The organism is Polaribacter aquimarinus (assembly GCF_003129485.1).
Classification (GTDB): domain Bacteria; phylum Bacteroidota; class Bacteroidia; order Flavobacteriales; family Flavobacteriaceae; genus Polaribacter; species Polaribacter aquimarinus.
In genome coordinates this window covers 285,831-300,285 of record NZ_QFFG01000004.1, presented here as the reverse complement: position 1 = coordinate 300,285, position 14,455 = coordinate 285,831, and the positions used below count along the sequence as shown (strand labels likewise).

At 33.2% G+C, this 14,455-nt stretch carries 4 protein-coding genes; all 4 read right to left on the bottom strand.

Features of this window, described 5'->3' with window-relative positions:
* Window positions 1–35: 35 nt before the first annotated feature.
* The 4 genes from DIS07_RS10990 to DIS07_RS10975 all read right to left on the bottom strand — a co-directional run bounded on the left by DIS07_RS10990 (window position 36) and on the right by DIS07_RS10975 (window position 14,436).
* Window positions 36–8,618 (bottom strand): T9SS type A sorting domain-containing protein, encoded by an 8,583-nt coding sequence (locus tag DIS07_RS10990; protein WP_109405298.1) that lies wholly within the window; start codon window positions 8,616–8,618, stop codon window positions 36–38.
* Window positions 8,619–8,727: 109 nt separating this feature from the next.
* Window positions 8,728–11,535: an alpha-amylase family glycosyl hydrolase gene (locus tag DIS07_RS10985; RefSeq protein WP_235869132.1), complete on the bottom strand. Its 2,808-nt coding sequence runs from the start codon at window positions 11,533–11,535 to the stop codon at window positions 8,728–8,730.
* Window positions 11,536–11,599: 64 nt separating this feature from the next.
* Window positions 11,600–13,276, bottom strand: a complete 1,677-nt coding sequence (locus tag DIS07_RS10980) for a SusE domain-containing protein (protein ID WP_109405296.1) — start codon at window positions 13,274–13,276, stop codon at window positions 11,600–11,602.
* A 29-nt stretch (window positions 13,277–13,305) separates the two neighbouring features.
* Window positions 13,306–14,436, bottom strand: a complete 1,131-nt coding sequence (locus DIS07_RS10975) for a SusE domain-containing protein (protein ID WP_235869131.1) — start codon at window positions 14,434–14,436, stop codon at window positions 13,306–13,308.
* Window positions 14,437–14,455: the final 19 nt, after the last annotated feature.

Here is a 14,455-nt window from a genome sequence, read left to right as displayed (position 1 = left end):
TAAAATATAATTTGTTAACTTAAGTTCTTATTATACTACTTTATAAAAATCTTTTTAGATAAAATTTCTTTTTCGGTTTTAATTTTAATAATATAAAAAGAATTGGATAAAGTTTTAACCTCTAATCTATTTTCTAAGGTTCTTTTTATATTAGACCAAGTTTTTATTTTTTGCCCTAATATGTTATAGATTTCTATATTTTTTATTATAATATTGTCTTTGTTTTCAATAATTATTTCTTTTGAATCGTTATTTAAATAAATATTAATTTTTTTAAGTATTATATTTTCATCAGTATTTAAAGTAGGGCTACTTTCATTAAAGGTTAAATAAAAACGTTTTCTATATTCGCCTTTATCAAGTTTAAACTCTATAGCAGTTTCATCTGATAATTTGTGATAAATATTCGTTACTTTATCATGAATAAAAATATCTTTATCAATATTTCTTTGATGATCTATTTCAATAGTAAAAGGTGTATTATTATCTACAGAAATCGTTAAAGGAACTTCTAAGTCTTTATTAATTTCTGAAACGCCCGCAATAATAAGCTTCTTATTTGAATAATCAGGAAAATGCCAATAGAAATCTGTTGTTCCAACATCGTAAACTTCACTATCATATCCGTTGTCATAGTTGAATGTGTTGCCTCTTCTAAATGAAATTCCGATTTGTCTATGTAAATCAATTTGTCTAGGAGATTTGTAGTTAAACCCTAATTTTAAAATAGGCAAGAGGTTTACATCTTGTATATTGTTGTTACTTGCATTTTTTTGTTGTTTAACTCCTTTAAAGAAATATGTTCCTGTACCACTACCATCATTACTTGGGTCACTGTAAATATCTGTTTCAAAATTTCTCATGGAGTTTTCAAACCTTACTTCACCTCCAGAAGGTGATGCAGAAACAAAAAAACCTTGAGCTACAGCGATATATCGGTTTGGGGCATGGTAAGTATCTGCGGGATCTATACCAGGTAAATTACCTTCTCTAAATTTAATATCATCTATTATTAAATTATATTCATTATCAGCACTAATAGTAAAAGAAGATACATCAACCCAATTTAAATTAACCGTAACTCCGTTTGTATCTGTAAGAACCTGAACAACATCATCATTATCTTCAGGTCCATTATCGCTAAATGTAACATTCAAAGTTCCAGCTCCTTTTTTAGCAATATAAACACTTACAATATCTACATCACTATTAAAAGTAAATGTTGAGGTGTATGATGCTGAAATTTCATCATTCAAATCTAAATATTTACCCGTTGTTCCACCAGCTTCATTTTCAGTGGTGTCTAAATCTTGTTTATTGTTAGAAGTAGTATACGTAACAGAAAAACCTTCTACTGTTTGAGTTATATCTGATGTATTGTCTATGGCATTCTCAAAATCGAATGTGAAAGGTGCAACAGCTGGAACACTATTAGCTGCAATTCCCATAGCTATGTTTCTTTGAGAATATCCACCTTGATAACCTGTTAAATTATGACCTTCTGTAGCAGAAGAAACAGAATCGTCTTCACCAGTATGTTCCCAAAAATATAGAGTACCATCGATAGAACTTAAATTAGTGCTGATAAAATTTACAGCATCTAACGCAGATGGGTAGGGATTACCTAATAAGCTTGTAGTATTTGCTGGAAAATTAAAGGTAATTGAACCATCATTTGGTGTACCCGCAAAAGTGAAATTCTGTGGATTTTGACCAGTACTTTTCATTGAAAAACCTTGTCCTCTTTGTAAAACACCTGTTTGAAACTGTTGTGCCCAATCTGCTTGAGTAGTTCCATACAAATAAGAATAAATCCAATAAGGTGCAATTTTAATGGGTAAATCTGGAGAAACAGTTCCTGTGGCACCATCATAAATATTACCCTCTCCAGACCAAGTAATAGGTCGCAAAATAGATGTTTCAGATGTTGAGTCATTCCCATCAAATAATACTTCTCCAACTCTAAAGGTGTCTTTATTTAGTTCTCTTACTGGAGAAGTCCAATAATGATATCTGTATATGCTAGGTACAATTGCTGCTTGGTCTCTATATAGCTTTCCGTTACCTTGAACATTTGATAAACCTGTATGGGTTTGTATTAATTGTCCGTTGTCAATTAAACGTAATTCACCATCTAAAATAAAATCTTCATCAAACTCTAAATATTTGTTATCATCTACCATTAATTTAGAGCCAGTTTTAATCCAAACACATTCTACAATGGCATCTTCTGTTAGAGTTGGGTGGTTAGAGGTACCTTGAGCATCAATAATCATTACCTTATCTTTATCAGCTACATTTGTAGTCGGCTTCCCAGAATTGAATCCACCAATCCATCTATCTGCTTCTAAAGCTTCACCACCATTCCAAAAGATTCCGTTTATTTCACTGTAGGTAAAATATTTAGTACCATTGAAGTCGAAGTTGGCTTCATAAACATTTTCTGAGTTTATAGTAGTGTCATTTAATGGAACATAATTAACATTTGTAGTAAAGGCTTCATCATCAGCTACTTTTAAAACTTTTATGGTAAATGGTGTGTTTAAAGCACCATCAATAATGGCTTTATTAGCGGCTATTTGAACAGAACCAACATTACCAGTTTCTACAATTTTCCAAGTTCTACCAATAGTTTTTTCGGGAGCACAAATAATTTCAGTTTCTGTTGTTGTATTAATTACACCATTGTCATTACCCCACATTAAGAAATCTTTGTTACTGCTAAATGAATTAGCATTAGCAGTGTTTGAAGAAGCAATTGCTCCTAAACCAATAGTTATAATGGCATCCGAACTTACGCCAACTGATTTAGATTGTTTTTGGATAAAATCTAAAGCATCGTCTCTACCAATACCAGCTACATCATTATGATATGAGCTGTTAGCACTGTAATCCCAAACTTTTGTAGATTGATCGGATAAAATATAATCTCCTTCTACAATGTCTGCAGAATAGGAAGTTGTACTTAACGTAAAACCGTATTTTATTGCCAAATAACTTTCTATGGATTGTTGTTTTAATGCTGTAGGTTTTTCATTAAAAACCATTATTTCCGCAATTTGTCCATCCCAATAGCGGTTACTTCCTCCTGCATTACTTCCAATACCCATATTGGAACCAGCACCGGTTATAGTAGCTATTGTATTACCACTTGTAGTATTTAAAACAGCACCTAATTGATGATTTGCTTGTTCAAATCCTGTTGGGGTATCTGTGCTTGAAGTAGCCGTTCCAAAAGTGTATAATGAATAATTATTTAAAAAATTTGGTGGATTATTAGTTGCAAAAATAGTCCCACTTGCTCCAAAACGTTGCCTCCACACAAGAGGATCAGTAGGAGCATCGTTACTAATTTTAACATGGAAGTTAACACTTGAACCTGTTAAAGCTTCCACAAATATAAATGAGTTTTTATGTGTATTAGGATTTGTAACAACATATGTCCATAAATTGTCATATGTTGATCCACTCCCTAAGATACCACCTGTAATTATTAAATCTTCATTATTTGTATCATCAAAATCGATAACTGGGTTAAAATTTAACAAGTTGGCAGTAGCATCTAATCTATCTGGAGCTTCTCCTGTTGGAGATGTAGCTGTAAAAGAAGGTGTGGTTTGATCTACCCATGCTGTAACTTCATCTGAGGCTTCTGTTACACCTCTGTCTGCTCTTAACCAAAGAATACCATTTGTAATTCCAGGAGTAACAGGATCTAACGTATTATCTCTAAAATCTACATCTCCAGTTGTAAGAACATCAGAATCTACATCTGGTAAGTCAGACTGTGGTGTATCTATTTCATCATTTACATCATAGCCATCATTATTGTCTATGCCTTCAAAAACATCTGCTAAACCATCTCCATCAGTATCTACAAAGCTTGATGGGTCAACAATTCCGTCTGGAGTTCCGTCAGTAGTATTGCCAGTATTTGCATCTAAAATTGCATCAGTAGCATTATTTACTTGATTTTCTGCAATATCGAAAGTTCCATCGTTATCTGAATCTGTATCTAAATAATCAGGGTTGTCTGTACCATCATGATTGTTTGGAGTTGATAAATCTACACCAGTTATACTACCACAAGGTGTACAATCTGGGTCGTAAGCATCATTTAAACCATCATTATCAGTATCTGTATCACCGACAGTTGCAGGTGGAACATAACCTGTAGTTGTTTGTGCTTCTACATTGTCTGGAATACCATCGTTGTCTGCATCTATGTCTAAATGGTTAGCAACACCATCACCATCAAAATCATAAACATCAGGAATACCATTGCCGTCTGCATCAGTGTAATTGGTTGTACCTCCTGGGCCACCTGAGCCATCATCTGATGTGTCAAGATAGTTAAGTGTTCCATCATTGTCTTCATCACCATCAGGATCATTACCACCACTTTCATTAATATCTGGTATTCCATCACCATCATCATCTATATCGACAGAATTCACAAAACCATCATTATCTAAATCTATTCCAGCTAAATCATCTCTATAATCTAAATCACCTCCCATATCTACATCACCATCTGTATCTGTAAAAACGGTTTTAAAAGTGTTGTCATATTCACCATTAACATCAGTGTAACCTTGATCTGTATCTCCTGTTTCAAGAGTGTTTATTAAACCATTTGTGCCAAAAACTGAAGGAGCACCATCTGCTATACCATCTGTATTTCCATCTGTTAAACCAGCACCAGATTCTACAATATCAAAACCTCCTTCGTTATCAGAATCTAAATCTAAATAATCTGGGTTAGCATCACCATCTGTGTTAACTGGTGTAAGACCTGTTCCGTATGCTAAATCTATACCTGTAATACTGTAACTACCAGAAGGAGTAATGTAACCTGCTGTTGATTGTGCTTCAATATTGTCTGGAATACCATCGTTATCAGAATCTAAATCTATATAATCGAAAATACCATCTCCATCTGAATCTAATGGTGAACAATACGTAAAGTTTCCAACAGCTAAACTTTGATTGTTTGATATAGAACCAGACCCAGTATTAGAAAAAACTATTTGAATTTTTGTAATATAAACAGGAATTGAGTTAATAACTAGGTCTTCGTTGGTGTTGTCGTTATTTGCCTCGAAAGTATTTGAACCTAAATCTGTTATAGTTGCAGCTGGTGTTGTATAGTCTGTACCTCCAACCATAGTATATGTAGATCCATCTTGTTGTGTAATAATAATTTGAACTTTGTCTTTTGATGTTCCACCAGCACCATTATCTTCATCAATATCATAAATGGTAAAGCTTAAGTCTTTTACAGGAGCTTTAAAGGTAAATATGTGTCTTGATTCTGCCGAAACAGCTGCTCTTTGCGTAAAAATATATGCATTTGTGCTATTCGAAACAGCAGAATTACCAATGAGATAATTACTATCACTACCTACAGTTGTAGTTCTAGTTAATGTAATATCTACTTTACTTTCTGTAGTAACACCTCCATTTAAAGTGGTTGGGTCTTCAGTAGTAGTATTTCCTCCAAATTCACTAGTGTCTCCCCAGTCTAGAGTTTTATCGGCTCCAACACAATCTCCATTAGTACTTTGTTCTATGGAATCTAAAATACCGTCATTGTCATCATCTAAATCTATTTCATCGTTTACGCCATCTCCATCAGTATCGATTGTAAACGTATTATCTCTGTAATCTACATCTCCACCAGAAAAAACATCACCATCATCATCTGGGAAATTATCAGTTTGAGAACCATCAAAACTACCATTTACGTCTGTGTAGTTATCACCATTATCATAAACATTGTCTAAACCATTGTTACCAACAATTCCTGTTAAGGTAACACCAGCTTCTGTATTATCTAATAAGCCATCATTATCTGAGTCAAGTTCTAAATAATCATTATCTCCATCTGTATCTGTATCTATAGGTGTTAATCCACTAATACCATATGCCGTATCTATACCACTTGCATTTACAACTCCATTTGGAATGATATATCCATTAGTAGTTTGTCCTTCTATATTATCAGGTATTCCATCGTTATCTGCATCTAAATCAAAATGATTCGGAACTCCATCATTGTCTGGGTCTAAGCTGGTCCAAATACCAAAAGTATTGATAGTATCACCAGGAACACCAGTTGCAAAATCAGGGTCTTTATAGTTTGGTATGTCATCTGTATCTGCATCTGCAGATGGGTCGTAACCACCTGTTTCTTCTGTGTCTAAGATACCATCGTTGTCATCATCTAAATCTGTGGTGTCAGGAACACCATCATTATCATTATCTGTATATATTGTTGTGTTATCTCTCCAATCAACATCATTTGGTACATCAGCACCATTTGTGTTAGGATATTCACCGAAAGGAGTGTCATCATTATTTCCGTTAACATCTACATAATTATCTCCATTGTCGTAATTAGAGTCTAAACCATTGGCTCCAGGAGAACCACTAAGAGAGAGGTTAGCTTCTATTCTATCTGAGGTTCCATCGTTATCTGAATCTAAGTCAAGATAATCTGGATTATCCAATCCGTCATGATTATTTGGTGTTGATAAATCTACACCAGTTACTGCTCCACAAGGGGTGCAATCCGGATCATAAGCATCGTCTAAACCATCTCCATCTGAATCTACATCTGCAGGTGGAACATAAGCAGAAGTAACTTGAGATTCTATATTATCTGGAATTCCATCATTATCTGAGTCTAAATCCAACTCGTTAGGGATTCCATCTCCATCTTCATCACAAGTAATAGTAAAGCCTTCGAAACTTACATTGTCTATTTGTAATGTTCCTCCATTATCTACTTCTAATCGAATTCTGACATATCTTGCAACTCCATCTAATCTATATTCTTTGTTTTCATCAGCTCCGGTAGTTGTCCAGGTAAATATTTTTTGATTTGAGAATGTAATATTATCTGCAGATTGTTCTACTCTCATGGTATGAGTATTGTCTCCTGTTATGGAAGATTCAATAAAAATAAGAGTATTGTCGGCAACATCTGTATCGCTATTTAAATCTATGGTTAAACTATCTCCAACATCATCTAAAATAGCATAAGCATTATTAGAACCTATGGCATTTGCTGAAGTTGTGATACTAGTTTCTGCTTGAATTCCAGAGGCATCACTTGCAACAGTATTTGATGTAGCACATTCGTTTACATCAGGAATACCATCGTTATCATCATCTATATCTACATTGTCTAAAATACCATCTCCATCAGTATCTTTACCAACCGTGGTTCCATTATCTCTCCAGTTAACGTCACCACCTACTGTTGTGTCTGGAAAGTTGTCTGTTTGTGTATTGTCAAAGCTACCATTTGGGTCAGAATAATCATCTCCATTATCATAAGCATTGTCTAAGCCATTGTCTCCAACTTCTTCTGTTAATGCCGAATTTGCTTCAATTTCATCGCTAGTTCCATCGTTATCTGAATCTAAATCTAAATAATCTGGAATTGTATCTACTCCACTATCTGTATTAACAACAGTATAACTTGTAGCGCTTGGTGTATCATTGTTTTCATAGGCACTATCTAACCCATTGGCTCCTACAACTCCAGTTGGAGCAACATATGTGGCTGTTGGCTGACCTTCTATAATATCTGGGATACCATCGTTGTCTGAATCTAAATCCAAATGATTAGGTATTCCATCTTTATCGAAGTCATAAACATCAGGTATTCCATCTCCATTAATATCATTATAATCTGTTGTACTACCGTCTGAAGTTCCATTATCATCTCTAACATCTAAATAGTTAGGAAGCAAATCTCCATCTTCATCACCTAATGGGTCATAAGTTGTTCCACTAACAGTTAGTTCTTCGGTGTCTAATATACCATCGTTATCATCATCTATATCCACAGAATCTGGCACACCATCTCCATCTGAATCTAATTCGTCTAGAGCATTTAATTCTACAGCAATATGTAAAGGTTCTACAAATAGATTTTCAGGAGAAGTTGTTCCAATACCCGCATAAGCAGAATACTCTCCGGGAAAAATATTTAGAACCATTGAGTTATCCACATCCGGGTCTCCTAAAAAATAAAAAAATGTTTTTCCCCAAGAGTTTTGGGTTAATCCAGAAACAACCTGTCTTGGTTGTAAATTAGCATCGTTTTTGCCGATTTGATAATCAAATTTAGATTTGTATGCTCCTCCATAATATTCATCATTTCCTGTTCCACCATCTGCGTTACTAATAGCGGTCATTGTATAGAGGGTTAATCTGTAAACTTTACCAGAAACTATACTTCCCATATTAGTTTTAACAGATTCTTCTGTTCCATTTCCACCTAAATCTTTCATTGTTATCCAAGTAGCATCTCCAGTTGGAGGTAAAGGTAGTGGTGCATTTGTCCAAGTTGCTTCTGAACCAATAGTTCCTTGACCACCAGCAACATTTCTATTCGAAATATCTGGAGTTCCTAAAAAATCTAACCAACCAGTTGGAGTACAGTCTCCACAAGTTGTAGCTGAAGAACCAGTACTTGGAATTGTCTGAGCATTGGTTTGAATGCTAAGTATAGTAAGTAATACAATAAAAGTAAAGGAGGCTAAATTATTCTTTAAGCTTTGAATTCCCCCAAATTCAAATACTCTCGAAATAATAATTTTCATAATGTATTTTTTAAAGCTCTGCTATACAGTTATATAGCTACTCCTTACAAATATACATCATAGAGGTGATAAAACCAAATAGATAGTTTTCATAGTTAAGAAAAAAAGGTTAATTAATAATTAGTTTTTTATAAGATTTTCCTTTTGAGTTGACTATTTTTAAGATATAAAATCCTTTTTTTAATTCTTGAATATTAAAAGATTTATCAATGTTAAAAGCACCATTAAATTCTTTTACTTTTTTTCCGTTAATATCAAAAAGAGTTAACTTATTAGATTTAATATTTAATCTGAATGAATTTTTGACAGGATTTGGATAAATTAAAACCTCATGGTTTAATATTAGATTTTCAGTAGCAAGTGTAGCTGGAGCACTTGCTAAAATTTTAAACTCACCTGGTGCTAATGAGATTAAATTGTTGGTATTTGTAAAGTTTTGGGCTTTATTATTGTCTAATAAATCATACCAAACTCCTGTTTTTTGTAGAGTAGGGTTGATGTTTTGGGTGGTTGTACTAAAATTACCTACGATTGTAATGTATTTAATCTCAGGAGAGTTTGGTGAAGAAAGTTGTATTTTCTTTAATCCTAATATATTAGCGACGTCCAATGTAAAATCTGATGTTTTAAAAATATCGTATTTAAGTTTTAGTTGGATTAATTTATTCCAAGTGTTATAAATATCTTTTCTTTCTTGATTGTTAAAATAATTCCAAAGAATAGGTTTATTGCCAACTCTACCATTTTGATTGATACTAATGTCATATCCTAATTCTCCAAATTGCCAAATCATTTTTGGCCCAGGAACGGTAAAGTAAAAGGCTCCTGCGAGTTCTGATCTCTGTAATCCAATATTGGTACTTTTTATATTATATGAACCATTAGAATTACCATCATCAAAATTTTCAAACATTAATCTTTCTTCATCATGACTTTCCATATAACTAATGTTTGCGGGTATAGACCACCCTCTATTCTTATATGATATCCAAGAGAAATCTGAAGAATAATCTCTATTATGTCTAGTATCTCTACCAGTATGTTTTCCTCTAGTTGCTGAAGAATAATTCCAATTATGATTACTCCAAACCATAATTCCTTTCCCCTCATTTAATCGATAATTAACCCATTTAGTTTCTTCAGAATTTGGGCCTAAATGTTCAAAAATTACATAGAAGTCAGCATCTTTTTCCCATTGATAATCTGCGTATTCTTTTAAAATAGCAACCCTGTCTGCTTGTTCTGAGTTGGTGCAACCTTCATTATTTGTACAATTTTGAGTAAACCCTTTGGTTAAATCCCAACGAAATCCATCAACTTTAAATTCTTCAATCCAATATTGAGCAGTTCTTTTTACATAATCTTTTACAGCTTGCTTGCTATGATTTAAGTCGTTAAAAACACTGTAACTGTGTGTAGCAGTTTGATTAAAAAAGGGACTATTGGCATTTACTTGTGCATCGTAGTTCTCGCTATCCGAACTATACATTCTAAAATATGGATTCTGACCACTTGCATGATTGTAAACTACATCTATAATTACAGCAATTCCTCTTCTATGGCATTCGTCAATGAGTTGTTTGAAAGCTTTTGGTGTTCCATAATATTTATCAAGAGCCATATGAAATGAAGGATTATAACCCCAAGATTCGTTTCCGTCAAATTCATTAACAGGCATAAATTCTATCGCATTAATTCCTAAACCTTGCAAGTAATCTAATCTTGCTTTTACAGCATCAAAACTATGTAAAGCATCAAAGTCTCTTATTAAAAGCTCATATATAACTAAATCTGTTTTAGCGGGTCTTTGAAAATCAGTAGTTTTCCATTGATATTCTTCATCACCAGTTCTTAAAAGTGTTACTGCATGACTAGTTTTTCCTGTTGGATAAGTAGGTAGGTTAGGGTATGTTGTTGAGTTGATATATTGATCGTTAGAAGGGTCTAAAATTGATGTAGAGTAGGGGTCTGCAACTTTTATTACACCATCAACTAAATATTGATACATATGATTTGTTTGTGGAGTTAAACCAGTTAGTTCTATCCAAAATCGATCTTTAGCAGTGTCTTTTTTTAGTAAGTACATGTTGTTTCTTGTCCAATTGTTAAAATCGCCAATAACATGAACAAATTCTTTCATGGGTGCATAAAAAACTAAAGTTGCTTTTGTGTTATCTGTTGGATTAAAATTGATACCGTCTTTCATGCCAGAAGGTATAGCAGCTTCTGTAATTGTAGGTTTAACAATAAAATTAAAAGTTACACTTTTTGTTTCTCCATTGTGAATAGCTTCTAGAGTAAAATCGATATCTTGGTTTACTGTATGTTGATAATTATAGTTGGTTAAATTTGTTTTTTGATCGATAATATTTCCATTTGCTTTTAAAGTAAAATTAGCTGCTTTTGATGTTGAAGCGCTTATAGAATAGATTTGACCTGAATTTAAAGTAGTCGTAGTATTTGATGGAGAATTTAAGGTTAATTGAAAAGTACCTACGTTAAAAACAAAATCATTACAACCATTATCTTTAAATTCTTGAGAACCATTTTCATTTCTAAATACCATTCCCATTTTTGTAATTGTTGCAACTTCTGAATCTGTTAGGTTATAATATGTTTTAGGGATAAAAGTAATTTCCCATCTGTTGTTTGTCGAATTTAATGTCATTTCACCAATACCATCATCTTGTCCCCAATTACCAACTACACTTTTTCCAAAAGGATTGTTATCATCACCAACACCAGAGTGGATATATATTTTTTGAGGATTACTAAATTTGTTACAATTTGTAGCGCTACTTTTAGCGTCTATGCTAATTGTAATGCTTTGGTTCATATCAAAGGTAGCTGGTGTAATTATTACTTGACAATATGTAATAGTAGAAAATAACAAGAATAAAAGTGTAATTTTTTTCATCAGATAGAAATTAAAAAAACAAAAGCTATCCTAATTAGGATAGCCTTTGTAAAGTTTAATAAAATTATATTTTTTTATACGTTGGTGCATTAGGGTCAGAGAAATCTAATTCAAAACTATATGTACCAGCAGTAGTTACAATATTTGCTCCACCAGCTTCTAAAGTTCCATCATTTCCATCATCTCCATAATTTACACCCCAATCATTGTTGGCTCTAAATTTAAATTCTCCATCAATTAAAGTTACATCTTTTAAGATCCAAATGTCATTAAATGGTTTAGACCAATCTCTTTTAAATTGTGCATCTGGAGTAGCACCCCAATTATTATATGCTCCACCTACTAGACCCCAAACATTGGTTACTGGCTCTAAAGTATAAGTTAAATCATTCATATCTACAGTAGCAAAATATGTACCTGCAGTTACTACAATATTAGCTCCACCTGGATCCAATGTTCCATCTTTACCATCATCACCCCAATTGGTACCCCAATCGTTATTCATTCTAAATTTCATTTCACCATCTATAAGTGTAACCATTCCTCTAAAAACATCAGAATATGGGTCGTATTCTAGCATAAAGTCTGGAGAAGCACCCCAATCATTATATGCACCTCCAACAATACCTAAAGAAAAGTTTTCTTGAGTGTACGTATTGTTATTTAGATCTAAAGTGATTTTATAAGATCCAGCAGTTACAGCTATGTTTCCTCCGCCTGAGCTTAAAGATCCAGCCGATCCACCTGTACCTAGATTATTACCCCAATCATTATTTTCTCTAAATTTATATTCACCATCAGTAAGGTTTACATAAGCCACCAATACACCATCAACATCGGTTTTGTATAAGGGTAAATCAGGAGTAGCTCCCCAATCGTTAGCAGCTGAACCAACTATACCCCATGATGTAGATAAATCTAATACAGTAAGATAAGTAGTAACATTAATTTTTATTGGTGTTCCTATTCTCTCAAGAGTTTGTTGTGTAGTTTTATCAGTAATGATTGATCTTACTCTTATTTCTAAATCTCCAGCAGTATCTACCGCTATACCAGACTGAATTGCAGCAGCGTTTAACTGTGAATTGGTGATTGATATAGTACCATTATTTTTAGATTTTACTATTTCTATTGGAGTTGCAAAATCTGTATTTGGAGCTGCAGCTTCAATGATATACTCAATATCAATATTTAGCGAAGAATCTAAAATTGGGTCATTTAAGTTGAATGTTAACGCAACAGCATCGTTATTATCTAAAGATAAAACAAAAGCATCACCTTCCTTAATACCATCGATTTCAGGCTCTTTAGTTGGGTATGTTGTTACCAATAACAATATTTCATTAGATGTAGCATTAGAAGTTTTTACTCTCATATAAATTGCGACATCTTTGAAAGTAGTTATTCCTGCGTTATTAATGGCTTCATTAAAATCTTTTACAGACATAGAAAAGCTACTTGCCTGACTTGTTCCTAAAGCAACTGGTGAAGCAAAAGTAGCTTCCGTTGCCATTTCTACAGTATAATCTGTACCCGAACCTATTTGATCATCCCAACTAATGGTAAATGCAGGGTTATCAGGTAGAGAAAAATTTAAGAATACACTACTGATACCAGGAGTATTTAATTTAAACTCAGGGTCTGGACTTGTAATTGTAAAGCTTTCTTCTGTTTCACAAGCACCCAATAAGAGTGTTAATGATAAAAGCAAAAAGCTAAATCTTTTTAAATATATTTTCATTTTTTATCTTTTTAAAAATTAAATTGATATTATAAGTTTAAAGGAATTAAGATATAATCTCCTGTTAAATCATTAAACCAAACATCGTAATCATCTTCTACAATGACAGGAATTGCACCACCAGCATCTGTAGCTACTCCAGAGAAAGAAGTTGTGCTTCCCCATTTTGCTCCAGTATCTGTAACAAATTCAACTTCTCCTGGTACTAATTTTACACTTTTTGCATACCAAATATGACCATCGAATGTTAAAGCCGTCATTGCAACATCTGCTGTACTTGTTCCTTTTAATGTTAAACTTGCAGGACTTGTTTTCCCTGAAGCATTATAAGGTGTCATTGTATATTTTTGTGTTGCAAAATTAATTGTAAATGTATAGAAACCAGAGTTTTCTACACCAAATCTACCCGGGTCATTAGATTGTGTACCTGGGTTTCCAGCTATAGTCCCTTCTGTTTTAAAATCATCACTTCCTTCATTATCAGAAACACCCCATTGAGGTTGCCATAATCCTATTGTTTCTAAGACTTTAAATCTACCTTCGTTGTAATCAGAATTGTCGTTTTTAAAGTAACCTGTATAAGAAAACTGATTGCTGTCTGATGCATCTCTAAATAAAGCAGGATTATTACTGTTGTTGTTCCATCCTGGAGCTACACCATTTCCAACCAAGAAATAATCATTAAATACATAATTAAAGTAAGGATAAACTTCTAAGGTATTTACATTAGAAATAACTTGTTCATTACCTTGAGTTCCTAAAGAAGCTACAATTCTTATATATATGTTAGCCCATTCAAAAGGGTTTAAACCCGCATTACCTGCAGCAGCATTTAACTCACTTACAGATAAAGTTACAGTATTTCTACCTGTAACATTAGACGCAACAACAGGTGCGGTAAAAACATCATCTTTAGAAATTTCAACGGCATAATTAATTGCCGCTTGAACACCGTAATCTGACTTTTTCCAATTTAATGTTACGGCAGGATTGTTAGTGTTTACTGCATCTAGCTCTATTTTATTAAAGCTTAAAGCTTCTAAAACAGGACTAGTTGGTGTTGATATTGTAAATGTTTCAGATGTATCTTCGCAAGATTGAAAAAATATTAGGATCAATCCTATAATGCTTAGTGCTGAAAATCTTTTTATATTTTTCATCATTTGTAGTTTGTTTGTT